General features: G+C 69.0%; 18 protein-coding genes, 1 tRNA gene and 2 pseudogenes. 5 read left to right on the plus strand and 16 right to left on the minus strand.

Features of this window, described 5'->3' with window-relative positions; all coding sequences use genetic code 11:
* Positions 1 to 108 precede the first annotated feature (108 nt).
* The 9 genes from ACFY1P_RS19205 to ACFY1P_RS19245 form a co-directional block, all read right to left on the minus strand.
* Positions 109 to 2,532 carry a DEAD/DEAH box helicase family protein gene (locus ACFY1P_RS19205; protein WP_390751211.1) on the minus strand — a complete coding sequence of 808 codons (2,424 nt, stop codon included), beginning with the start codon at positions 2,530 to 2,532 and terminating at the stop codon, positions 109 to 111.
* Positions 2,529 to 4,121 carry a site-specific DNA-methyltransferase gene (locus ACFY1P_RS19210; protein ID WP_390751212.1) on the minus strand — a complete coding sequence of 531 codons (1,593 nt, stop codon included), beginning with the start codon at positions 4,119 to 4,121 and terminating at the stop codon, positions 2,529 to 2,531. The genes ACFY1P_RS19205 and ACFY1P_RS19210 overlap by 4 nt, the downstream gene beginning before the upstream one ends.
* 215 nt (positions 4,122 to 4,336) lie before the next feature.
* Positions 4,337 to 4,666 (minus strand): hypothetical protein, encoded by a 330-nt coding sequence (locus ACFY1P_RS19215; RefSeq protein ID WP_390751213.1) that lies wholly within the window; start codon positions 4,664 to 4,666, stop codon positions 4,337 to 4,339.
* Positions 4,667 to 4,862: 196 nt separating this feature from the next.
* The gene (alaS, locus tag ACFY1P_RS19220) at positions 4,863 to 7,520 is read right to left on the minus strand and encodes an alanine--tRNA ligase (RefSeq protein WP_390751214.1); all 2,658 of its coding nucleotides are present in this window, start codon (positions 7,518 to 7,520) and stop codon (positions 4,863 to 4,865) included.
* A gap of 238 nt (positions 7,521 to 7,758) precedes the next feature.
* Positions 7,759 to 8,436: an HAD family hydrolase gene (locus ACFY1P_RS19225; RefSeq protein ID WP_390751215.1), complete on the minus strand. Its 678-nt coding sequence runs from the start codon at positions 8,434 to 8,436 to the stop codon at positions 7,759 to 7,761.
* A complete protein-coding gene (locus ACFY1P_RS19230) occupies positions 8,433 to 8,975 on the minus strand; it encodes a phosphoribosyltransferase family protein (protein WP_390751216.1) in 543 nt (180 codons plus the stop codon). The genes ACFY1P_RS19225 and ACFY1P_RS19230 overlap by 4 nt, the downstream gene beginning before the upstream one ends.
* Entirely contained in the window at positions 8,972 to 9,583 is a 612-nt protein-coding gene (locus ACFY1P_RS19235; protein WP_390751217.1) for an LOG family protein, read from the minus strand. Before ACFY1P_RS19235 ends, ACFY1P_RS19230 begins: the two co-directional genes overlap by 4 nt.
* Positions 9,580 to 10,476, minus strand: a complete 897-nt coding sequence (locus ACFY1P_RS19240) for a hypothetical protein (RefSeq protein WP_390751218.1) — start codon at positions 10,474 to 10,476, stop codon at positions 9,580 to 9,582. Before ACFY1P_RS19240 ends, ACFY1P_RS19235 begins: the two co-directional genes overlap by 4 nt.
* Positions 10,477 to 10,522: 46 nt before the next feature.
* A complete protein-coding gene (locus ACFY1P_RS19245; protein ID WP_390751219.1) occupies positions 10,523 to 11,365 on the minus strand; it encodes an aspartyl/asparaginyl beta-hydroxylase domain-containing protein in 843 nt (280 codons plus the stop codon).
* 338 nt (positions 11,366 to 11,703) lie between these two features.
* Between ACFY1P_RS19245 and ACFY1P_RS19250 the strand changes: the two genes are divergently transcribed.
* Complete coding sequence (locus ACFY1P_RS19250) at positions 11,704 to 13,275, plus strand: tetratricopeptide repeat protein (protein ID WP_390751220.1); 1,572 nt, start codon at positions 11,704 to 11,706, stop codon at positions 13,273 to 13,275.
* Positions 13,276 to 13,286: 11 nt separating this feature from the next.
* Positions 13,287 to 13,652 (plus strand): ASCH domain-containing protein, encoded by a 366-nt coding sequence (locus tag ACFY1P_RS19255; protein ID WP_390751221.1) that lies wholly within the window; start codon positions 13,287 to 13,289, stop codon positions 13,650 to 13,652.
* Between the two features lie 85 nt (positions 13,653 to 13,737).
* On the opposite strand, the pseudogene ACFY1P_RS19260 reads toward ACFY1P_RS19255, so the two are convergent.
* The 4 genes and pseudogenes from ACFY1P_RS19260 to ACFY1P_RS19275 form a co-directional block, all read right to left on the minus strand.
* Positions 13,738 to 15,453, minus strand: a pseudogene (locus ACFY1P_RS19260) (relaxase/mobilization nuclease domain-containing protein).
* Positions 15,450 to 16,100: a plasmid mobilization relaxosome protein MobC gene (mobC, locus tag ACFY1P_RS19265; RefSeq protein WP_390751222.1), complete on the minus strand. Its 651-nt coding sequence runs from the start codon at positions 16,098 to 16,100 to the stop codon at positions 15,450 to 15,452. The pseudogene ACFY1P_RS19260 and the gene mobC overlap by 4 nt, the downstream one beginning before the upstream one ends.
* 129 nt (positions 16,101 to 16,229) lie before the next feature.
* Positions 16,230 to 17,138 carry a DUF2637 domain-containing protein gene (locus ACFY1P_RS19270; protein ID WP_390751223.1) on the minus strand — a complete coding sequence of 303 codons (909 nt, stop codon included), beginning with the start codon at positions 17,136 to 17,138 and terminating at the stop codon, positions 16,230 to 16,232.
* Positions 17,139 to 17,343: 205 nt separating this feature from the next.
* On the minus strand, positions 17,344 to 18,603 hold the full coding sequence (locus tag ACFY1P_RS19275) for a DUF3631 domain-containing protein (RefSeq protein WP_390751224.1): 1,260 nt from the start codon (positions 18,601 to 18,603) through the stop codon (positions 17,344 to 17,346).
* A 294-nt stretch (positions 18,604 to 18,897) separates the two neighbouring features.
* Here ACFY1P_RS19275 and ACFY1P_RS19280 point away from each other — a divergent pair, with 294 nt between their 5' ends.
* The 3 genes and pseudogenes from ACFY1P_RS19280 to ACFY1P_RS19290 all read left to right on the plus strand — a co-directional run bounded on the left by ACFY1P_RS19280 (position 18,898) and on the right by ACFY1P_RS19290 (position 21,457).
* Positions 18,898 to 19,413, plus strand: coding sequence for a helix-turn-helix domain-containing protein (locus ACFY1P_RS19280; RefSeq protein WP_390751225.1), 516 nt, complete (start codon positions 18,898 to 18,900; stop codon positions 19,411 to 19,413).
* A 124-nt stretch (positions 19,414 to 19,537) separates the two neighbouring features.
* Positions 19,538 to 19,915 (plus strand): helix-turn-helix domain-containing protein, encoded by a 378-nt coding sequence (locus ACFY1P_RS19285; RefSeq protein WP_390751226.1) that lies wholly within the window; start codon positions 19,538 to 19,540, stop codon positions 19,913 to 19,915.
* A 32-nt stretch (positions 19,916 to 19,947) separates the two neighbouring features.
* Positions 19,948 to 21,457: pseudogene (locus ACFY1P_RS19290) on the plus strand (LacI family DNA-binding transcriptional regulator).
* Positions 21,458 to 21,749: 292 nt separating this feature from the next.
* Here ACFY1P_RS19290 and ACFY1P_RS19295 read toward each other — a convergent pair.
* The 3 genes from ACFY1P_RS19295 to ACFY1P_RS19305 form a co-directional block, all read right to left on the minus strand.
* Complete coding sequence (locus tag ACFY1P_RS19295; protein ID WP_390751227.1) at positions 21,750 to 21,992, minus strand: hypothetical protein; 243 nt, start codon at positions 21,990 to 21,992, stop codon at positions 21,750 to 21,752.
* Positions 21,993 to 22,209: 217 nt separating this feature from the next.
* Positions 22,210 to 23,292 carry an HNH endonuclease gene (locus ACFY1P_RS19300; protein ID WP_390751228.1) on the minus strand — a complete coding sequence of 361 codons (1,083 nt, stop codon included), beginning with the start codon at positions 23,290 to 23,292 and terminating at the stop codon, positions 22,210 to 22,212.
* A 442-nt stretch (positions 23,293 to 23,734) separates the two neighbouring features.
* A tRNA-Pro gene (locus ACFY1P_RS19305) sits at positions 23,735 to 23,808 on the minus strand.
* Positions 23,809 to 23,823: the final 15 nt, after the last annotated feature.

The following is a 23,823-nucleotide window of genomic DNA, read 5'->3' on the forward strand; positions in this document are numbered from 1 at the left end:
CGTTACGACGGCCCCCATAAGATCATCCTGGATGGTGCCGGATGGGGTCGCAGAATTCCGCTTCCCCAAACCGGAGGTGCCTGACCTTGATCGCCGCAACACGGTTGATCATTCCGGCTTGGCAAGTGCAATCAGGGACTCCCACGACCCCTTGGCATCCTTGATGATCTTCTCGGTCGCGAAGACGTACCGCCACGTGCCGAACTCGCCATAGTCCCGGACGAAACGCGCCCAATCCTCAGCGGCTCGCCGCTTCTCCAGCACCTCGGGATCATTCGCTCGGTCGTTGGCCTTGCCCTCCACGACCCAGTACGTTCCCTCGGCGTCGAGGACGATGAAGTCCGGATAGTACTTCTTCCCGTTGTCCCGCTCGATCCAGATGGGGCCCGGGTCGTAGTTGCGCAGCCACCACTGGACGCTGGGGCTCGCGTCGAACAGGTGCGCCAGGGCGTACTCGGTGCTGCCGGCGTCGAAGGAGGCAACCGGTTCGACCGAGTGCTCCCAGCCCTCGTACCAAAGGTCCTTACGGAAATCCGCCCACTTACTGACGACGTTCGAGGGCATGGGCGGCGGGGGCACAGTCGGGACGTCTACCGGTCGGAAGGCGTAAGAGGGCTGGAGCTTACGGGTGTCGTAGGCAGTCTTGACCAACTTACCGAGGGCGGTGGCTGCCTGGGCGGCACGCAGTTCACCCCACTCGTGCTCCTGGTCTTCCGCAGTGACGCCGGCTCCCGCCAGGAACTCGCGGACAACGCGTTCGGCCGCTCGGGATTCGGCAAGCGTCTCCTCCACGTAACCGCTGTTCCAGATCCGCCCAAAGAGATCGTTGCGGAGCTCGGAGATTGAAATGAACTTCTGGGTGGCGTCAACCGATTCGGCTGCCGTCACGAACGTGTCCACCTTGCTGTCCATGCCACGCTGGGCGTCGACCGCCTGCCGCACCAACGGGACCTTGAACTCATGCTTGTACGCGGCGCCCTCAGACCGCGCGGCCGTGTTGTCGATGTAGCTGAAGGAGAAACGAACAGGAAGAATCTCCCGCTCACGCCTGGGGAAGCGGATCGTCGGCGCACCGGGGACCTTGGCGCGAAGCGTTGCGACGGCCTTCGTGTCACGCTTGCCTTGGGCCATGACAGCGTCAAACGACTCGACATGCAGCAACGGAGATCCGTCCACCAAGTCGTCACCGATGACACGCGGACGGGACGTAAAGGTAAGGATCTGCTGCTCGTCGCCGCTGCTCGGCTGGTTCGCAACAGGGGCCGGCTGCGGACGGTCCTTGTCCAGGTCACCGCCATCAGCGGGCAAAACCTGTTGCAGCAGCGCGTCCTTGTTGGCCAGCAACTGCCGGTAGGACTCGTGGGCAACGAGGTCAACCGTGTCCACCATGGGGGTACCAACCCGGCGCCCGTAAGGCAACCGCAGCCCTCGGCCGAGGACCTGTTCCGTCAGGGTCTCCGACGCGAGAGCGCGCAGGCCGACGATGACCCCAATGTTCTTGACGTCCCAGCCTTCCTTCAGCTTGTTCACCGAGACCACGACGCGCACCGGCGAGTCGGCCTCTTCCACCTCAGCCAGGGCCCGCAGTGCGGTGTCGCTCGACTGCGAGGTGATGGTGAGCACCTGTCCCTCGTCGGGAAACATGTCGTCGGCTGTCAGCCTGTTCGCGACACGCTCGGCGTCAGGGATGTCACGGCATACCACGAACAGCACAGGGTGCACGGGGGTCCTGCCCTGTGCTTCTGCCCAGGCAGTCCATGCGGCGTCCTTTATCCGCAGCAGGTGGCAAGCGTCGGCGAGGACCGTGCTCTCGTCCTTCCGGCCATCCGGGCGGTAGACGATCACAGGGATCTTCACGAAGCCGTCGGCAATGGCCTCGGCGAGGGAGTACTGGAAGATCGGCTCGACACCTGGAGCAGGTGTTGCGGTAAGTCCGACGACTGCCCGCGCGCCCAGGTCCTCGATGGCCTGGTTGAACGACTTGGCTCTTGAGCTGTAGACGTGGTGCTCGTCCGCAATGACGACGAGGTCCTCTACCTGCTGAAGGTGCTGGTAGAGACCCGTGCCGATGAACTCGTCTCGGGCCCGGACCCGCCTGGACGTCTTGTCGCTGGGTCGGATCAACTGCTGCACGTTGAAGACGAACAGCTTCGTGACCGTGTCGTCGTGCAGGGCGTCACCCACCTGCCCTCGGGAGAAGTTCTCCGAGGTGATCACCAGCGGCTCTGCGTCACTACCGTTCACGAACTTCGCATGCCCAGGAGTGAAGTTGGCGACCGTCTTGTCTTGGATCGTCGTGCCGGGCGTGACGACCAGGATATTCCGAACTCCCTGCGCAGCCAGGTAGTCCACCAGGCCGGCAAGGATGTACGTCTTACCGACGCCGGTCGCCAGGTCGCACACCACTTCGCGGCCGTCCCCGTCCGCGATGGCTTCGGCAACCGCACGAACGGCCGACGCATTGGGTGCCCGAAGGTCCAACCTCGCCGCGATGTCGTCCACGAGCGAGGCGTCGTAGTCAATCCAGGTCATCGCACAGCCTTCCCGCGACGCACCAGGTCGCGAGGCGCCTTAAGCACCTTGGACCCCCGGCTCAGCTCCGCAACGAGACTCTCAGCTTCGGGCGTGACGCCCCTGCCGACGATCACTGCTCGTTCTCCCTCGTCCAAATGCCCAATAACGCCTCGGGCCACGACCTCGTCCACGACGCCGTCGACAACGGCCAGCCGAGCACGTCCCTTCGTTCCGCAGAACGGTCCACCGTCCGCGCTGTCGTACATGAAGCCCAACTGGGCTGCGACGACGGCAGCAAAGTCTTCGCCCTTGACCCAATCCGCGAGGAAGACTCGGCCATCGGCGATCTCGAACGCGGACGGCGATGCCTTGAGGATCCTGAAGCCGCCTCCGCCTTCCCATCCAACGGTCTTCGTGATGCCCCCCGGGTCATCGCCGGCGACGACCTTCTCCAAACGGGGACGGGTGAAGGTCTCAGCCGTCTCTTCGAGGATCTCGGCAGTCACCCAACGGCGTTCCATCTTGTGCGCTACGGCAGCGGTGGTGCCCGAGCCGGCGAACACGTCGACGACAACGTCGCCCGGGTCAGTGGCGATCTGGATCACGCGCTTCAAGAGAGCCTCAGGCTTCGGGGTCGAGAAGATCCGCGACCGGTCGAAGAGCTTGGTCACCTCGGCCTTCGCCTGACGGTTATCGCCGACCTCGTCGTGCGTCCAGAAGGTGGTAGGCACGAGGCCACCCAGTTCCGACTGGAACCTCTTTCGGAACGGGAAGGTGCGCCCCGTCTTCCCCCACCAGAGCCGGTTGTCCTTACGCAGTGCGTCGAATGTTTCCCTTGAGCACGACCACCAACGGTTGCCTCGCGGGGAAAACACATCACCGTGTGGACCGACCACCTCATAGCGGCCGTCCTCGTATGCGTGGGAAGCCGTGAGGTCCGACCTACGCCAGGGGCCACGAGGGTCGTTGTCCGGATTCCAGAACTCCTGATCGCTCAGCTCGGTGCGATCGATCTTGTTGAGCACAAGATCGCCCTTGGAGCGGGCGTAGACGAGGAGGTAGTCATGCACCGAGGAGAGATGCTGGGCCGAGTTGTTGCGAGCGTGGATCTTCTGCCAGACGACAGTCCCGACGAAGTTGCCACGTCCGAAGACCTCGTCCATGAGAACGCGGCAGTACGCCATCTCAGCATCGTCCAGATGTACCCAGACCGATCCGCCAGGGGCAAGAAGGTCACGGATAAGCAAAAGTCGGTCACGCATCATCGTGAGCCAGACAGAATGCTCGAGCGCGTCGTCGTAGTGCTGGAAAGCTTGGCCCGTGTTGAACGGCGGATCGATGTAGACGAGCTTCACCTTGCCGCGGTAGTGATCAGCGTACTCCGGATTACGGATCAGGGCGTGCAAGGCGTCATAGCTGTCGCCGTGAATGAGGAGGTTGTCCGCTGCCGTGCCGGTGACATCGCCGGCCTTTCCGGTTTCCTGCAATAGCCGGACTTCGGTGACCCGCGGGTCTTGCCGCGAAACCCACTCGTATCCGCCGTCCGCCGTGTTCCGCAGGGCCTCGTCCCTGCCGACCCACGACAGGGTCAGACGCCCACTCGTCACCCGCGACCACTCCCATACAGCTCGATCGGTCCGCGATGTCAAACGCGGACCACAACACTCACTGCAAAGGTACCGGCCGCCGCCGACAGCGAGGGGCGGTTGCGAGTCGCAGGCGCTGCGGTACCGCCGATAGGCGCCGCCCGGAGGGTGCAGTGTGCTGTGCATCACAGCCACCCGCCCGCACGGCGCTCCGATGCCGGGATAGGCGGAGCGCGTCAGGCGGATTCGTTGCACGTCTGGCAGCGGCGGGTTGCCACGCGGTCCGTGTTGCCCGCGGTGGCTCGCACGGGCTGGCTGGAGGAGATCCTTGACCACGTGCCTGTGGCAACGGTGGTCCAGCCCCATCTCGGGGCTTTGATCTCGCTCTCGGACAGATGCGTGCAGCCGGGGATGTGGGCGTACTGGGTCGGCGAGATCAGGATGGTGTTCGGGTCCCAGTTCCCCCAGTCGGGATGGGCGGCGATCTTGCGCTGTGGCGGTTGCGGCGAACACGCGCAGCCGGCTCCGATGATCAGGTCGCAGTGATCGCAGCGGCTGGTGGTCATGGGCGGGCATCCTTCGATGCGGGAACGATCTGCCGTGCATTCTCGTGGAGGGCGATCGCCTCTCGCCACCACAGAGGTACGTCGAGCGAGAGGCATTGTCGAGAGTCGTGAACCCCGGTAGCGGACGATTTTCGGACCTGTTGCGGATGGCGTTGTTGGTGGGGGACTTGTCAGCAGGTCCCCCACCACTCTGCGCTCACTGGTCGTCGAGCAGGCGGGTCGCTGCTTGGGCGGCGATGTCCAGCGCCTGGGGGAGAGCCTGCGGGCGGCGTCCTCCGGCGCTGGCCAGCGGGCCGCTGCCGCCGGAGCCGCCGCCGACGCTGTGTGCGGCCTCGGCGAGGAGCTGGCTGGCGTGGGTGCCGGCCTGGTGGAGGTCCGGCGAGATCGCGGCGGCGAGGAGGGCCTTGCCCTCGTGTTCGGTGCCCAGGATCACGGTGGCCGGGCTCTGGCCGAGCCGGGCGAGGGTGTCGGCGACCAGACCACGGAGTTCCTCCGGGACGACGCCGGTGACGCGCTGGACGACCAACTGCCCATGACCGGTCGGCTGGGCCTGGTCAGCGAGGTGCCCGGCCTGGTGCCGCAGTTCTTCGGCCCGGAGCTGGGACAGCTTCTCCTGGGCGGCGGCAAGAACGTCCAGTCGCTTGCGCAGAGCCGCGGGGGCCTCGGTGGGGCGGGTGCCGAGCAGGCCGGCGAGCTCGTTCAGCAGCCGCCGTTCGGTGTCGAGGTGGCGGAGGGTGCCGTGGCCGGTGAGGGCTTCGACGCGGCGGAGGTTGGAGCCGATCGAGGACTCGGAGAGCAGGCGGAAGGTGCCGACCTGGGAGCCGTGGGCGACGTGGGTGCCGCCGCACAGCTCGCGGGAGAAGTCGCCGATGTCGACGATGCGGACGCGCTCGCCGTACTTCTCTCCGAACAGCGCGATGGCCCCGGCGGCTTCGGCCTCGGCCCGGTCGGCGTGCCAGGCCCGCACTTCCGGGTCGTCGAGGACGTGCCCGTTGACGGCCGCTTCGATGGCGGTGAGCTGCTCGGGGGCGAGGGCGGCGAAGTGGGCGAAGTCGAAGCGGAGCCGGTCGGGCTCGACGAGGGAGCCTTGCTGGCGGGCGTGATCGCCGAGGGTGGTCATGACGACGGCGTGCAGAATGTGGGTGGCCGAGTGCGAGCGCATGAGGCCGGCCCGGCGTTCGGCATCCACGACCGCTTCGCCGCTCGTGCCGGTACGGAGCTCACCCTCTAGGACGCGGGCGGCGTGGACGCGGAAGCCTTCCAGCCCGTAGCGGGTGTCCGTGATCTCCAGAACGGTGCCGTCGGCCATGATCAGGGTGCCGGTGTCGCCGATCTGCCCGCCGGCCTGGGCGTAGAAAGGTGAGCGGTCCAGCACCAGTTCCACCTCGCTGCCGGCTCCGGCGGCCGGGACGACGGTGCCGCCGGAGATCAAGCCGGTGACGGTGGCTTCGGCGGTGAGGTGCTCGTAGCCGAGGAACTCGGTGCGCGGCAGGCTGGCAGCCAGTTCGCGGTAGGTGTCCATCTTGCGCAGGGCTTCGGCGGTCTTGGCCTTGCCGCCAGCCTTCGCACGCTTCTTCTGCTCGTCCAGCAGCGCGGCGAACCGCTCCTCGTCGACGGTCAGGCCGGCCTCGCGGGCGGCCTCGACGGTCAGCTCGAGCGGAAAGCCGTAGGCGTCGGCGAGCTCGAAGGCGGTCTCGCCGGGCAGGGCGGCCGAGCCACTTCCCTGGGTGTGGGAGATCGCGGCGTCCAGCAGGCGGGTGCCCTGGGCGAGGGTACGGGTGAAGGACTCCTCCTCGGCGGTGACGACCTGCTCGATCAGTGCGGCCTGGCTCGTCAACTCGGGCCAGACGGTCCCGAGGTTGCCGATGACGCTGGCGGTCGTGGCGGGCAGGACGGGGCCGTCGATGCCGAGGCGGCGGGCGTGGCGGATCGCTCGGCGCATCAGGCGCCGCAGGATGTAGCCGCGGCCGTCCTTCGCGGGCAGGACGCCGTCGGCGATGAGGAAGGCGATGGAGCGGGCGTGCTCGGTGACGACCTGGAAGGACACCTTCTCCTCGCCCTCGTCGGGCATTGCGTGGCCGGCGAGGTCCTGGACGGTGTGCATGGTAGGCAACAGCAGGTCGGTGGTGCAGACGTTCTGCGCGTCCTGAAGGATCGCGGCGAGCCGGTCCAAGCCGAGGCCGGTGTCGACGCCCTTGCGGGCGAGCTCGCCGAGGATGGGGAAGTTGCCCTTCTTGTCGCCCTCGCCGCGCTGGAACTGCATGAAGACCAGGTTCCAGATCTCGACGTAGCGTTCGCCGTCGATGGCGGGGCCGCCTTCCTTGCCGAAGGTGGGGCCGCGGTCGTAGTTGACCTCAGAGCAGGGCCCGCAGGGTCCGGGGACGCCCATGGACCAGTAGTTGTCCTCCATGCCGAGCCGTTGGATGCGACTGGCGGGGACGCCGATGCGGCGCCAGATGTGCTCGGCCTCGTCGTCGTCCTCGTAGACGGTGATCCAGAGCTTGTCCTTCTCCAGCCCGTAACCCTGGGTGAGGAGTTCCCAGGCGAAGGCGATGGCGTCTTCCTTGAAGTAGTCGCCGAAGGAGAAGTTGCCCATCATCTCGAAGAACGTGGCGTGCCGGTTGGTGCGGCCGACGTTGTCGATGTCCGAGGTCCGCGCGCATTTCTGGATGCTGGTGGCGCGCGGGAAGGGCGGGGTGGTCTCGCCGAGGAAGTACGGCTTGAACTGGTTCATCCCGGCGTTGGCCAGCAACAGGGTGGGATCGTCCGGGACCAGCGGGCTGGACGGGACGAGCTGGTGGCCGCGGGAGGTGAAGAAGTCGGTGAAGGTCTTGCGGATCTGCGTCGAGCGCATGGCGGCTTGGCCTCACGGGAGAGTCATGAAAGGTGGGGGAAGATCACACGCCGAGCCGGGCCGAGAACAGGGACTGAGAGGGTTCTCAGTTCTCCAGCTCGACGCAGATAGCTCGCGCCCCCACGGTGTAAACCATGACTCCAGATCCGTTGATCATGCAGGTGGTGCAGTAGACCGCCATGACAGAAGGCATGGTCTGCTGCACCACCGACTGTAGCGGGTCGGACGTCAAGATCGCTTAATGCGATGTCATGGTCACTTGTCGTGGGGGCCGGCTGCCGGGGATCAGGTCCAGCAGGGTGGCGCCGATCTGCGAGGGGTGGGTCAGGACGACCCGGGCGCCGGTGGCGGTGAGTGCACGGGCACCGGCGTATCCCCAGCCGGCGCCCGCGAAGGCGACACCGGCTTCGAAGGCCGCAGTGTGGTCGGTGAGGGTGTCGCCGACGAACAGGGCCGCCTTCGGGCTGGAGCCCAGCCGGGCTAGGGCCAGCAGGATGCCGTCAGGGGCGGGCTTGGGTTCGGCGTCCTCCTGGCAGACGGCGGTGTCCAGCAGCGCGAGGACGTCTGGTGGCAGCAGCCAGGGCAGCCGGTCCCGGGTCTGGAGGGTGACCAGGCCGGTGGCGGCGCCGGCGTCCCGTAGCGCGGTGATTCCCTCGACGACGCCGGGGAACAGAGCGGTACCGGCGGCAGTGGCCAGGGCCGGGTTCCACCAGACCTCGCAGAGCTCGTCCGGGTTGGGGACTCCGAGCCTGGCCAGCACTTCGACGCGCGGGGTCGTCACTGCGTCCGGCGGCAGGTCGGCAATCGTGATGCGGCGGCCAAGGGCGGCGGTCGCGACACCTGCCAGCGTGGCCAGCATCGCGGCCTTGCTGTCCAGGAGCACTCCGTCCATGTCGAACAGCACCGCCGGCTTCATGAGGCTGCCCCGGCACTTGTGGTCAGGTCGCTCTCGCCCAGAAGCGAACCGAGGGTGACGCCGTGCTCGTTCAGGAGCAGCCGTCCGCCCAGCGGGCGCTCAAGCACGCACAGTGCGTCGGCGACGTGCGCTCCGGTGACCCTCAGCATCCGGGCCATGGCCAGGAGCTGGCCGCCGGAGCGAACCACGTCGTCGACCAGGACGACACGCCGTCCGACGACAGCGGCGCCTTCGACCTGCTGCTTGGAGCCGTAGCGTTTTGGCGTCCGCCGTAGGAACGCGGCCGGCAGACCGGTGGCCGCCGACAAGGCGACGACCAGAGGGACGCCGCCGAGCTCGACGCCGGCCAGTACCTGGGCGCCTTCGGGAACGAGAGCGGACATGGCGTCGGCGACGTCGTGCAGCAACTGCGGGTCGGCGGCCAGGCGGTACTCGTCGAAGTACGAGTCCAGCACCTGCCCGTCCTCGAGCGCGAAGGCGTCGACGACGCACGCCGTGGCGGCGAGCCGGGCCGGCAGGGAGGTCCTACTGGTGGTCATGCCTCTGCCTTCCCCAGCGGGATCAGGTCGTGAAGCTGCACGGCGAACGCGGCAGCCGAAGCGATGGGGCGGAGGAAGCCCAGGGGGCGGGTCTCGGTCTCGAACAGCCACTTCTCTCGTCGGAGGTAGGCCAGGAGCCCGAGCGCGGTGGGGCCGGTGATCCAAATGGGGACGGGGCGGATGTTGCCCGCGTAGTAGATCGCGGCCGTCAGCTCGTGCAGGGTGCCGACGCCGCCACCCATCGCGACCACCAGGTCCGCGTGGTCGAGGTAGTGGTTGAGGCGGGTGCCGATGTCGGGCAGGCGGACGTCGGCGGTGACGTACGGGTTGAAGGCGCCCCATTCCCCGTGCTTGTCCGCCAGGGTGACCGCGGTGACCGCACCGCCCTTGGAGGCGGCTCCGCGGGCAGCGGCTTCCATCAGACCGTTGTAGCCGCCGTGCAGGAGGGTGAAGCCGGCCCCGGCCAGGGCCATGCCGACCTCTTCGGCCAGGCGTTCCTCGTCCGGCGAGGCGGGGACGACGCCGCCGAAGAACACTGCCGTCGTCTGCCGGCCGCGGGCCCCGTCCCGGCCTGTGGCCGGGACGGGGCGGCGGCCCTGGCGCTTCACGCCAGCTCCAGGTAGGTGCGGTAGGCGGTGATCGCGTCCGTGAGGCCGTCGAGGGCGTTCGGGCAGGCCCGCTGGGTCAGCTGGATCACCCGGTCCAGGGCGGCGTTCACGTCGTCGGTTGTCGGGACGGCCGGGCAGGTGATGGCCGCGTCCAGCTCGGCCAGGCAGGACCGGCCGATCGGGGTGATCGCGATCTCCTCCCGCAGCTGGTACCAGCCCCAGAAACTCGACGCCGGCGCGAGCGCGGCCTTGATCAGGTCCTTCGTCGCGGTGTGCAGCATGTGCCACTCGGCGTAGGCGACGAACCGCTGCCCGCGCCGGATGCGCTTGTGCAACAGCACCGCCAGCACCAGATGTTCGATCAGCAGCTCGGTGCACGACCTCGGGCGGGACAGCGTCTCGGTGATGTGGGTCCGGGCCTGCGTGATCTGGGCGGTGGTGATCTCGGCCGGCGGACGTTCGAGCAGCAGTTTCCCGGCGACCTTCCGCCGCAGGAGGCTGATCTGCGAGGCCGGGCAGAGGTAGAGGTCGACCTGCTGCAGCTTGCCCTCGTGCTGAACGAGGAAGACGAAGCCGATGCCGCCCAGGTCCGCGACGATGGTGTCGCGCCAGCCGGGCAGCAGGGCTCCGCCCGCGACCGTCATCAGGTCGTCCAGGGACTGGGTGAAGGGGGGCAGGTCGCGGTCGTGGATCCCGACTACGAAGTCCACGTCCGAGAGGCGGTCGGCGGTGCCGGACGCGAGCGAGCCGCGTACCAGCAGGTGTGTGACGGCCGGTGAAGCGGCCAGCATCTCGCAGATGCGGGTCAGCAGCGGCAGCTGGGCGGGACGGTTGGCTTCGGCGAGTTCGACCAGTTGCAGTTCGGCCGGCGCCGTGGGCAGAGCGGTGGGCATGCGCATTCCTTCCGTGCCGGGTTGGCGTGTTGAAGGGGGGCGTGCGTCAGGGGGCCGCGAACGCGAGGAGCTTGGACTTCGCCACGGTCCAGCGGCGGCAGGACTCGGCATCGCCTCGGCCGGTGTGGAGGTCGGCGATCAGGTCGTAGACGGTGCCCTCGGGCAGGGCGACGCAGTAGAACAGCCGGAGCAGGAGCTGCTCGGCCGCGTCGATGTAACCGAGGTCGGCCAGGCGCCGGGCCGCGGCGAACCGCTCCGTCAGCACCGCGTCCGTCGCAGTCGGCAGCCGCTCGGCGGATACCGGCGCATCGGCACATCCGGCCAGGCGGTCGTACGCCTCGTCGGCGTAGACGTCGGCGATCAGATGGATCCGGTCCGGTCCGAGCAGGTTGCAGACCCCGTGCGCGTACGTCGGGGTCAGCCGCCAGATGCGTCCGCCGGCCATGTGGACCTTGGTCCCGCCGGTGACGAGGAACGCCGAGGAGTTTGTGTGCAGCGGGATGTGGAGGCGGTGGCGTTCGACCTGGTCGAGTTCGTCGTAGTCGCGGTGTTCCCAGAGGAACGCGTTGGCCTCCAGCCGCGCCAGCCGTACCCACATGTAGGAGAGGCCGAGGTCGGCCAGCAGGCCGGCGGTGACCGGCATGTGCTGGAGCAGGGTGGTGGAGCGGGCGGTGCAGTCGCCGATCCGCACGTCGCCGGCGTCGCCGGAGGCGTTCATCAGCGAGGTCGTCCACCAGCCACCGGACTGGTAGTCGCCGTATTCGGCCTTCCAGGAGGCCGGGGCGGTCAGGGCCTCGTGCCGCAGCCGCTCGATCAGCGAGGCGTCCAGCCGCTCCAGCTGGGCGACCTGCCCCGCCAGGACGTGCGTCGGTCGTGCTTCGTCTTCCATGGATTCCCTCTCGATGTGCCGCCCGAGCAGGCCGAGGCGGTGGGGACAGGGTTGGAAGGCGCGACACGTCCGGCCGGATGCCCGTGGTTCACCAGCAAGGAGCCAGCCGGAGGTGATGGGTCCCGTCGGCCGGACGCGGCGCCGAGGTTCAGAGTGGTCCGACGACGTCCTTGCAGGTAGTGAGAGGCATCCGCCCTGCGTGGGCGGTGACGTCGCCCATGACGGGCGGCCGGGCCGCCCTGGAACAGAGGTTTGACCGCTGTGTGGGACAGGCAAGCAATCTTCGTCAGCACCAGCGGCGCAACCGGCGCGCCCGCGTGCCCCCGGGGAGGCGGCCCGTGAGAGCCGAGACGGCGAAGAGATCTCAACCGGTCCACGACGTCTCCTGCGGCCGGGCCCTGCGCGAACGGGCCCTCGGCCGTGCCGGATCTCCCGATCCCGCGCCACCGGGTCTCGTCGCGGCCATTGCCGCAGAGATCGAGGCCCACTGCGGCCACCGGCTCCTCAAATGCCGTCGCTTGGCGATGGGCTGGACCGTCGTCCAAGCTGTGGCGGCAGCTCATCGGCTCGTCGAAGCCGAGAACCTGGCCAAGGTCGGGTTGTCCGAACGCTCCTGGAAGGACTGGGAGGCCGGCGTCCTGCCCAGCCCCGACTACCAGGACCTGCTGTGCCGGCTGTTCGCCACTAACCCCGTGCTGTTGGGCTTCGCCCGTGACTACTCGCCCCCTCCAGCTGATCCACTTTGGAGCGGGGCGACGGTGAATGCGACACTCCCGACGGAACCGGCAAGTGCCAGGGGAACCAGCCCAGTCAACGGGGCGGAGGTGGCGGAGACGAAGCGTCGCGACGCAGTGAAACTCGCCGGACTGGCCTTCGCGGCCCCGGCAGCCGCAGCCCAGATCCTGGAACAAGCCGCCGCCGAAGCCATGGAGTTCACCCGGCAGGCCGAGGCCACCTCGCTCGGCTCCGGCACCCTCGACCACCTCGACCTTGCGGTCACCGAGTTCAACCACGCCTACTCGCTCAGGCCGCCCAAGCTGGTCTTCGACGCGGTGATGGACTACCGGCGCAAGGTCGACGTCCTGCTGAACGCCAAGCGCACACACCGCCAGGAACGCGAACTGCTGGCGTTCGCCGGATGGCTGTCCGAGCTCTTGGCCTGGCTCGCCCACGACCTCGGGGACGCCCGTACTGGCCTGGCGTTCGCCACCGACGCCTTTGTCCACGGCCAGCAGGCCGGGCACGGCCAGCTGTGTGCATGGGCAATGGATGCCGCCGCCTCCATCAACCTGTACGAACAACGGCCCGGCAGGGCCCGTGACGCCGCCCTCAAGGGCCTTGCCGAGGCCCCGACCGGACATCCGCTGACCGTGCGGCTCCATGCCCAGGCCGCCCGCGCAGCGGCTGCGGACGGCGACGCGGAGGGCTTCGCCGCCGCCTTCCACGCCGCCGAGGACGCCCATCGGCTCCTGCCACCCCGCTCACCCCGGCGCTTCGGCATGGACGTGCTGCCGCTGGCCGACTATGCCCTCACCTCGTATCCGGCAACCTCGTGCATCTGGCTCGGCCAGGCGGACCAGGCCCGGCAGCACGCGGAACAGGCGCTGGCAACGTACGAGGCGGCCCCCGAGGCATCGAGGTCCCCGAGCCGGGAGGCCATCGCCCGTATCGACCTGGCCCTGGCGCATGCCCAGCTTGGCGACCCCGACGACGCCGTCGTCCTCGGCCACCAAGCCCTCGACTCCGCCCGCGTCGTCGACTCCGTTCGCCACCGGGCGGGCGACCTCACTACCTTCCTGACCCGCCGCTACCCTCGCCAGGCTGCAGTCGAAGGTCTCCGTGAACGCCTGGCGGCTGTCGACGCGGCTGCACGGCCGGCTCTGGCCTCAGTTCCCTCTTCCAGAAAGTGATGGATGCCGCGATGACCACCACCCAGCCGCAGCCCGGCGAGCACGCCCTCACCATCCGCAAGCCGTACTTCGACCTGGTCGCCTCCGGCGGCAAGACCATCGAGGTCCGCGTCGGTTACCCCAAAATCCGCAAGATCGCTGTCGGCGACATCCTTCGGTTCACCTGCGGCGACGACAGCCTGACGACCCGCGTCGACGCGGTGAAGGAGTACGGATCTTTCGCCGCGATGCTTGACGCCGAGGACACCGCCGCGATCGGCGGGCCGGACATGAGCCACGACGAGCTCGTCACCGCGATCCGCAACATCTACCCGCCCGAGAAGGAAGCGCTCGGCGTCTTCGCCCTCCACCTCTCCCTCGTGCAGGCTGAGACCTGAGACCAGTCGGCGGCGTTGATCAACGCGGTGTGGCGAACGCGTGCTGGTGGTGAGCCTCGCGCACCCCGCCTCTTGCCCCTCGGGTTCAGCGTCGCCGGGTCGGTTGTGCGGTGGGGCCAGGCTGCGGCGACGGCCCTGTCGGGGAAGGGACGGTCCGCGTCGGCCCTGCTGTGGCGGTAGTTCGAACTTGGGCGGCTCGTGCTCGGGCGCTTGGGGCTTGCCGGGCGGCGAGGCGTTGGATGCGCCAGGTGAGGGTGCTGGCGGTGGAGCGGGCGTCGTCCAGGGTGCGCTGGCGGACGGCGTGTTGGAGGAGCTATTCGGGGTCGTGGCCGGCGTTCTCGGCTTCGGTCAGGGCAGCGGCCAGTGCCGGCCAGGCCGGGTCGTCGAGGACCTGCTGGGCACGGTCAGGCACTGTGGCGAGGATGCGCTGGGCGTGCCGTTCCCTGGTGCGGGCCGGTGGCGTGCGCTGGGCCAAGGCGGCCAGCGGCCCGGCGGCGGCCTGTTGGTAGGCGGCCTGGAGGTGGAGCAGGGTCTGGTGGGCGGCGGCGACCTGCTGGTCGTGCTGGCGGGCCTGGTGCCAGCGGGCGGTGGCGACGACGGCCAGGACGGCGATGTCGAGGAACATCGCCAGCCCGGAACCGTCCCCGGTGACCGGCGCGGTGCGCAGGGCCCGGATGGCGCCGCGCAGGGCGCGGGCCTGATCCTGCTGGGCGCGGATGCGGGAGCGGGTGGCGCGTTCGAAGGCGGTGGCGGCCTGCTGTAGGTGTGGCCGCAGGTGGTTGGGGGCGAGCAGTGGCAGGGCGTCGATGGCCTCGCCGAAGGCCGCGATGTGGGCCTGGGCGGCTTCGTCGTCGCCGTGGTGGAGGCGGTGGGGGATGCGCTCGGCTGCGGCGGTGGCCTGGTGCCAGGGGTCGGGCCTGCGCCGGCTGCCCGGCTCGGTAGCGGGCGTGGTGTCGATGGCGGTGAGGCGCTCGGCGATTTTGGGGAAGGACAGGTCTGGGGCGAGCTTGGCGCCGGAGAACCAGATCGGCTCGCCGGCGGTGTTGGTGTCGCCTTCCACGGCGACCTTGTACCCGCGCACGTCGCCGGAGGGGAAGCGCTGGACATCGACCAGCACGCCTTCGATGCCGTCGAGCAGGTGGAGGAACTCCTCGGGGGTGGTGGCGATGGAGACCAGCTGGCGGACGGTGGTGCGCAGGCGCTCACGGGAGGTCTTGGTCGTGCCGGCGCGGCGGGCCTTTTCCATCTCGGCGCGGGTGGGGCGCTTGGCGGCGGTGCGGTCGCCGCGCACGACCTGCTTCAGTCCGTATTCCTTCTCGATGGCCGCGAGTTCCTTGTCGGCCTTCAGGTAGTCGTTCCAGTGGCGGGCGGTGCGCAGGTCACCGCGGACCTTGGTGGCGGCGATGTGGATGTGGTCGTCGGCGTGGCGGACGGCGACCCACCGGCACCCGTCGGGGTCGCCTTCGGGTGCGATGCCGGTGGCCGCCACAATGCGGCGCGCGATGTCGGCCCACTCGGCGTCGGTGAGGTGCCGGTCGCCCGGGGCGGCACGTACGGAGCAGTGCCATGTGTGCCGCTCGGGCGCACGGCCCAGTCGGCGGGCTTGCTTGACCCGCAGGTCGAGGTCGGCCACGAGGCGTTTCTTTGTGGCGTCGAAGTCGTCGGCGCGGCCGGGGTCGGGTGCGAAGCCGTCCCAGGAGGCGACCAGGTGCGGGTCTGTGTGGTCCTTGGCCTTCTTGGTGTCGAACAGGTACCGGATCAGGCCGGCGGTGTCCTTGCCGCTGCTGATCTTGGCGATCACCGGGCCGCCTTCGCGGAGACGGCGTCGTTCATGGTCTGCGCGATGTCGCCGATAGCGGTGCGGACCATGTTCAGGGTGCGCTCGGTCTGGGTGAGGACGGCGGTGTCCACAGGGTGGGGATCGCCTCCGGCGTTGAGGCGGTGGGCGATCTGGTTGACGTTGTTGCCGATGCGGGCGACCTCGGCTCGCAGGGCGTCGAGCTTGTCGAGGTAGCCGTCGAGCTGGGTGCGCTGCCCGGCCAGCTCCACGGTGAGGTCGCCGTCGAGGTAGGCCATGATGACGGCGCCGACGAGGTGGGCGCCGGTGATGCCCATTTCATCGGCGCGGGTGACGATCCGGGTCTTCTCGTCGACGCTGTAGCGGACGTCGACACGCTCTTTGCGCTGGACGTCTTTGCGGGTGCGGCGGCGAGCGATGCGACGCAGTGTGGCTTCGGCGGCGGAGCCGGTGGGCGACTGGTCGGCTGCGTCGGTGGGTGTCTCCTCCTCGGGCACCCCCTGGTGCCCGAGGCCCTCCGCCACCCCCGGGGCGGAGGTGTTCGCGTTGGACCGGCCCTTGGACGGTCCAACGTCATACCTTGCTGCGCTGGTGGCGGTGGTGGTCATCTCCTGCTGGTGGGTGGCGAGTTCGTTGTGCGGGTCGTGCATGGAACGGTTCTCCGTGGAGTTGCTGGCGGGCCGTGGTGCTGGGGTGACCGGGCGTCCGTCCCCGCGCCGGCCTGCGCGCGGACGGGTGCAGCGCGTCGTTCGACACGGGGACGGACGCGGGCTGCAGGCTCAGTGAGCGCCGACGGGCTCTCTGTCGAGTTCGCTCTGCAGCTGGTGGGCGGCCTGGTCGAGTTCGGCCTGGAGGCGGTCCTTGATCTGGGTCAGGCGGTCCTTGCCGATGCGGTGCCCTGCGGCTCGGATGGCCGCCTCGATGTGGCGGCGTGACGCGCGGCCTTTGCGTCCCGGCGGTGCGGTGCGGGCGATGGCGAGAAGTTCGTCGAATGTGGCGCCCGGCTCCTGGCCTTCCGGTCCGGAGGGCGGCTCCGGAGCCTGCGGCACCTTGGCGGTGCCCGGCGCCACGTCGCCGGAGCGGTCGGCCACATCGAGCGTGGTCTGTGCCTCTTCCGGCGGGGCGGGGTCGCCTTCGACAGGAGCGGGCGGCTGGGTGCGGTGGGTGCCGTTGTGGCCGTGGCCGGTGGCGTGGGGGCCCCTTGCGGCGTCAGCCTCCTCGGCGGCGTCGGTCTCCTGGGCGCGGGGTGTGGGGTGGCGCCGGATGACGAGGTAGAGGTGGACCGCGCCGGCCAGGGCGAGCGGGGCGATGGCCGACAGGGCGCCGACGGTGTAGTCGTCGAGGTGCAGTCCGCCTGGGCGGGTCTGCTGGTTGAGGCGGACGGCGTGCAGGGCGTTGGCCCAGATGCTCGTGAGGGTCGCCAGTCCGACGAGTGTCCACACGTACAGGCGCGAGCGCAGCGGGGCGGTGCGCAGGATGAGCAAGGCGCCGATGCCGATCGCGATGAAGCCGTCGATCACGAGGGGGAAGGCGTAGGTGAGCGGTCCACGGATGTGGATGGCGAGGGCCATCTGCCGCAGGGCGTCGTAGGAGAGGGCGAAGCCGGTCGTGCCGAGGAGGGCGATGCCGGCGCGGATGGCGGTGGTGCCGGGCAGGGCAGCGGTGGCTGCGGCGGTGGAGGAAGGCAAGCGGGTGCACTCCGGGTGGGCTCGGCGGCGGCCACGAGTGCGGGGGAGGGGTGGCCGTCGTGGGGTGCGGTGTCTCGTACCACTCGTTGCGTGCCTGGTCAGGGCAGGTACGGGTGGCGTGGTGATGTCGGGTCGACTCGTTGCGGGTTTGGCACTCGTCCCCGCGCTGACCTGGGCGGGGACGAGTGTGACGAGTCGAGTCGGGTCAGGCTCCGGTGCCGGGGAGAGTCTCCGCGACTGCCTGGGCGGGCTCGGGGCAGTAGCGGGACCAGGCGTCGAGGAACTGGTTGCGCGCGAAGCCCTTGGCCTGGGTGCCGTCGGGGAAGCGGCGGTTGGCCGAGCTGATGCCGTAGTCCTTCAGTAGCAGCTGCAGGCCGCGCGGGGTGAGGCCGTTGGCGCCGTACTCGGCCCACGGCGCTTCCTTGTCCGCGTTGAGGTACTCCAGCAGGCGGCTCGTTCGCAGCACGGCCGGTTCGCTTTCGGCGGCGAAGGCGCGGCGGATGTCAACGAGGATGCGGGTGCGCAGGCCGCCCTCCTCGTCCTGCCCGGCCTCGTAGTCGGTCATGGTGCTGCAGGCGGTGCGCGCGAGCGCGGGCCACTCGCCTCCGGCGAGGTCGGCGATGATCACCAGCGGTTCCCAGGTGTCGGCCGCGCGGTCCTCGACCGGCAGGGCCGGCTCCATGTCCATGGCCTGGGCGTACAGCGGTCGCAGCCAAGAGGCGAGTCGTGCCCGTATGGCGTGCAGGGCGGGAGTGTCCCGGCCGGTGCGGAAGGCGGCGACCGTCTCGCCCGGCCTGCGGCGGCGCATCCGGATGACCACCGACCGGTCCATGATCGTGTCGGGCAGGTCGCCGATGCCGGCGAGCGCGGCCATGGCGAAGGTGGGGAACGCCTGCGGCTTGTGCTCGGGCCCGGAGACCCGCAGGGTGGGCCGGTTACGTTGGTGTCCGGCGTTCAGCAGGCCGCGCAGGTCCTCGTTCTTCTCCGCGGCCTTCGCGGTGCCGAAGAGAGTGTCGGCCTCGTCGACCAGGAGGGTCGGCGGGTCCTCGTCGGTGATCGAGCGGAAGATCGCCGCAGGGCTGGCGTTGACCGTGATCAGATGGTTGTGGACGGTCTCGGTCACCACGTCCAGCAGCCGCGACTTGCCGCATCGTTTCGCCGGGCCCACCACCGCCAGGCGGGGCGCGTGCTGCCAGGCCGGCTGCAGGTGCGTGGCCGCCACCCACAGCGTTACTGCGGTGAGGGCCTCCTCGCTCGGCATCACCACGTACCGCTTGATCTGCGCCCGCAGGTCGGCCAGGATCCGCCCTCCTTCGGGCAGCGGTGCTGGCGAGGCAGCACTTTCAGGGTCGCCGGCCGCAGGTGCTGCGGCGGGGATGGCCAGTTGGCCAGGTATGTGGGCTGGCGGCCGCGACAAGGTGGCGTCGTCGCGAAGGGATGGCGTGTTCGGCTGGGCATCAGTCATACTGGGCATCAGCTCCTCTGCTCGCGGGCCATATGGGACGGCAATCCCGGCCTCGCGGGTCGATCGCTAGGGATGGCGGTTGAGAGGTTTGCGCTTGGCCCCCGGCATCAGTCGGGGGCTTTTTCTATCTGCTGCGCTTCGTGGCGTGCTCCTCGGCCTGTGCTGGTGGGACCACCACTATGCCACATAGATTGCCGATTGCAGAAGCGTTCTGCATCACGCAGTAGTCGTGGTATGGTTTAGGGGTCGCTGCAAATTGCAGTGGACCGCTACTAACGGAAGGAGGTGGTGGGCGTGGCAGACGACGACTCCCCGCAGGGCGTGCTGCTCAGCGGTGAGGCGAACGTCGCTGTGCGCATCAAGCTGGAGCGCGAGGCGCGCGGGTGGAGCACCAACGCACTGTCCGACCGCCTGAACGAGGCCGGCTTCGAGATGAACCCGTCCGCGGTCTGGCGCATCGAGAACGGCAAGCGCCGCATCAACCTGGACGAGGCCATCGGCTTCGCCGAGGTCTTCGGCCTCGACCTGCGTAACCTCGTCGGCCCCCCGCAGCTGGCCGCCCAGGCCCGTGCCATGGAACTCGTCGATGCCGTCGTGGACGCGTTCCGCGAGACCCAGCGCGCCAACGCCGCCTTCATCAAGGCGCGGGATGACCTCGACGCCTATCTCGCCGAGCACCCCGACGTCCGCGAGGAGGCCGATGTGATGGTGTCCAACGCCATCGCCGAGGCGTCCGCCAAGCACCTGCTGGAGACGTACGGCCCGCCGCCCGGCGAGAGCCGCGACGCCGGCTCCGCCGACGAGACGTAGCTCGGCTCCTTCTCCCGTCCTGGGCCCGCAAACCCCCAGCACGGGACACCTCTCCCTCATCCCTAGCGATCAACCGGCGGGCCGGTGTTGCCGCACCCACGTCCGCCAGAAGAGGACTCACCCCTTGAACCGACCCGCGATACCCCCTGCCTCCACGCCGGCTCCGCACCCCGACGCTGCCCTGCCGCGCCTCTACCTCCCCGAGGAAGTCGCCGCCGTCCTCGGCTGCTCCGCCTGGTGGGTCAAGGACCGCGCCCGCCGGCGACTCATCCCGTTCACCCGCGTCGGCCGGGCCTACCGCTTCTCGCCCGATCACCTGGCCGAGATCGTGCGCATGCACGAAGAACGCCCGGCCCGGAATCCTCAGCGGCCCACTGCCACTGCTGTGCCGGCCCGAAAGCCTGCGATGCGAGAGCGCACCGAGACAGCCGTGCCCACGGTCCGCCTCAAGGCCCGGCCGCCTCGCCGGATGACCAGGTCCCAGTTCGGAACCGCCGCTTAACGCACCCCACACAACAGAAGGGAGGGAACCCTGTGGGGTACGCAGAGAAGCGCGGCGGCTACTGGCGTGGCCGGTACAAGATCGAGGACGGCAAGTACGGTACCGTCGCCGATTCCACGGGCGCCGCGATCAAGTTCGCCACCAAGCGCGAGGCCAAGCAGGCCGCAGACGCGGAAGAGGTGACGGTCCGCCGTGGCCAGTGGCGCGACCCGGGGCTCGGTCAGGAGACCTTCGGCGAGTACGCCAGCCGCTGGTACGAGGCCCAGGACCTGGCCGCCTCGACCATGCAGAACTACAAGCGCCACATCGAGGAGCACCTGCTCCCCGAGTTCGAGGACAAGGCGCTCGCAGGCATCCTGCGCACGGACGTCGATGCCTGGGAGAAGAAGGAGAAGGCCGTGTACGCGGCCTCCAGCGTCAAGACCTGGCGCTCGACCCTCCACCTGATCTTCGAGGACGCGATCGACGAGGGCCTGATCACGTCCAACCCGGCTGCCCGGCGGCGCGGGCGCGGCAAACGCGCTGGCCGCTCCCGCAACCGCGGCCCGGAGAAGGTCGTCACCGACGCGCTTGGCATCCTGCTGACCGCCGAGCGAGCCTCCCTGCTCTCCGGCCGCGACGACGAGTTCGTCGCCGTCGTCCTCAAGGGATACACGGGAAAGCGCTGGGGCGAAATCGTCGGCCTGGAAACGGAGTTCGTTCGCCCCGGGGCGATCCGCGTCGAATGGCAGCTGTACGAGCTGGACACCGGCGAGCTGGTGCGCTGCCCGCCCAAGGACGACAGCTACCGCACCATCGACGCGATGGACTGGCTCTCAGCCCTGGTCTTCGACCACATCGCCCACACGAAGCCGACACCCTGCCCCTGCCACGGCAAGACGTACGTCTTCCATGGCCAGGGGGCAGCGCGGACCGGCGGCCACCACGGCGCCAAGCTCGTCGACGTCGCCCGGCTGGCCGGGGTCTCCACGGGGACGGTGTCCAACGTCCTCAATCACCCCCACCGTGTCGCCGACGCCACGCGGGTGCGGGTCGAGAAGGCCGTCGCCGACCTCGGGTTCGTGCGGGGTGGCGCTGTGTCGGGGCACGCATCCCACTGGCGCAGGAACGGTTTTGCGACCTGGCTGTTCACTCCGGCCGCCTCCGGCTGGTTACCCGAAGAAGGCTCCGCAGGAGGCCCGGCCCGTGCCCATCCTCGGCGAGCCGTGGCCCGGCGTCCCGGCACGGGGACGGGGCGCCACCGATCGCGCGGATGCCTGCTGGCTCCCGATCGCCAAGGGCCTCACGCCCCATGGCCTCCGTCACACGCACCGCACGATGATGGAGGACCTGGGCACGGAGAAGGTCCTCATGGACGAGCGCATGGGCCACCTCGACGGCTCGGTCTCCGCACGCTACGCCCACGTCACCCCCGGCATGCGCCGACGCCTCATGCTCGGTCTCACCGAGCAGTGGGAGGCAGCCCTCGACGCCCGCCGCGCGATGAGCCCGAGGTCACCGGTCGCCGTGCTCGACCGGCTGCTGCTGGCCAGGGCCGCCTGACCTCGCTGCCCGGCCAGGAAACATCAGGCCCGGTCCTCCTCTGCGGAGGGTCGGGCCTCCCCTGGGCCCCGCCTCCGCGGGCCCCAGACGTCTCCCTTGCCGATGGTCGCAGGTGGGGGGGCGTGCGCGGCTGTGTGCAGGTTCCGCATGGTTGTCGCGGTCCGCTTTGGCCGCATGGCCAAGCGCTTCAGCGGGCTGCGGGTGTCCCGCACTGCTCATCTGTGGTTGTCAGGAAGGCAGACACCCACTCGGGGTGCGATGCGAGAAAAATGGCTGGCAAAGCCGTGGATCGTCAGCCCTGCAGGTGGCTGGCCCATACAGCCTTGATCTGCTCGGCTTGCTCGACAGTGATGATGCCAGCCTCCAGCGCCACGGCCACGAGATCCGTTCCGGTCGCCAGCTTCAGGGTGGTGAAGGCGTCGTTGAAGCGGTCCGAGTTTCGAGGTGTGCCGACATGGCCAGGGTCCAGGTCACCGGGCAGGAAATTAGCCACCTCTCCGTCATGGCTCTCGAACGCAGCCTTGTCCATCTTCACGTGGACCCGTTTGGTGCCTATGGTGACGACGGTCCCGTGTGACCCATGGTGGTACAGGGGCCTGTCGCTTGGCGATCTGACCGTGACCTTGTCTCCGACTTTGAAGTCGTTCAGGGTCCTTCCACTACCGAACATGCGGGTCCCCCCTCTTGGGCGTGCGGATCAGAAACGGTTCATGCCGGTTACTTATACACCTCATGTCGCGTCAGCCCTGGCCCTAAAACGTCCCCCTGACACCGGCTTTGGTGTGGGCCTCCCCTGGCCCCCAGGCATCTCCCTTGCGGATGTTGCAGACCCAGTGGGCGGCCTGGAGGTTCTCCGGTACGTGCTCGCCGGCCAGTGATACCGGCTTGATGTGGTCCAGGGTCGCCGACCACGGATCGGGCCATTCGACGGCCGGGTTGATGGCCTTGCGGCACACCTGGCACGTCCACTGGTCGCGCTCGTAGATGTCCTGTGGATCCACCTGGGTTGCGTCGGCGTTGAGTACGCCGTAGCCGCGCATACGGGCCTGGTAGCTGTTGCGGGCGCGGGTGGAGCGCCGCTGCTTCTCGGAGCGGGCGGTGTACGCAGGCGTCCAGAGAGGCGGAATGCGTTCGGCCACACATACCCAGGCTTCCCAGTCGTAAGTCGTACCGTTCTGGTCCACGTCGCGGATGAGCTCGTTCTGCCACACCCACCGCCGCCCGTCGTCGCCCTGGAACGACTGCTGCTGGACGAGGGGATGCTCCTGGCCCGGCACGCTGGTCCACCACAGCGTGCGGCCTGTGTAAGCGAGGAGCGCGCCGGTCTGCTCGTGGATGGCGAGGATCGGCTCCACGTCATCTTCGGAATTGGCACGCACTAGGTCCACCAGCCAGTCTGCGCCCACGGAGGTGGCAGTGGCGTACGTGGTGATCGAGCCGTGCCGCTCCACGACATCACCAGGGATGGGGCCCAGCCCGTAGAACTCGTACGGGAAGTCTGCGTCAGCGGCTCGGGTGCGGAAGACGCTCGGCTGGCGCTCTTGGCCGAAACGGGCGCGCTGTTCTTCCTTCGCCGCGGCGCGGGTGCCCATGCCGGGGATGGAGGCGAGGTCGATTTCGCCGCGTCCGATCCTGGTCTTCGTACGGCGCTTGAGCGTGCTGTTGCACCGGTCGGAACAGACATGGCGGTCCCGGAAGGACCAGTGCGCCTTGGCGGATATGGGCTCGGCGCAGACCCGGCACGGCTCACCGCCGGTGGCGCGTTCAGCTGCGGCGAGGATGGGGCTCCAGTACGAATCGCCCGCCACCTCGCGGGTCCTGGCCAGGTCGGGCACGGGCGGGGTCCCCGGCGTAAGCGCTGGCTTGGGGCAACGTGTCTTCGGTGCGTCCTTCGGACGCTCAGCCCGCTGCTTCTTGGCAGCGGCAGCGCGGCATGGGTCGGAGCAGTACTTCTGGCTGCGCGGGCGCCAGTACTCCATCGTCGTGCTGCAGATCACACAAGGGCGCCCCGACGGCTCCGAGCTGGTGCTGTCGGCGTCGTCGGCGGTCAGGGTGTGGTCCACGAGCTGTCCTCAGTCGGGTTGAGTTGGCTGCTGGAGTTTACGAACGCACAGAGGCGTGCCGCTACGGGCGGGGTCCGTCCCACCTGCCCGACGATCGTGGGCTGGGAGAAGCCGACCAAGATCTTCTCCCAGATTTCTCCCAAACGATCTCCGGAAACGAATCAAGGGCCTGATCCACTCAGTGGATCAGGCCCTTGACCTGGTGTTTCACCTGTCGGGGTGGCGGGATTTGAACCCACGACCTCTTCGTCCCGAACGAAGCGCGCTGCCAAGCTGCGCTACACCCCGATCGCTGCTCCAGAA

This window comes from Streptomyces sp. NPDC001407 (genome assembly GCF_042895325.1).
In the GTDB taxonomy this organism is placed as follows: Bacteria; Actinomycetota; Actinomycetes; order Streptomycetales; family Streptomycetaceae; genus Streptomyces.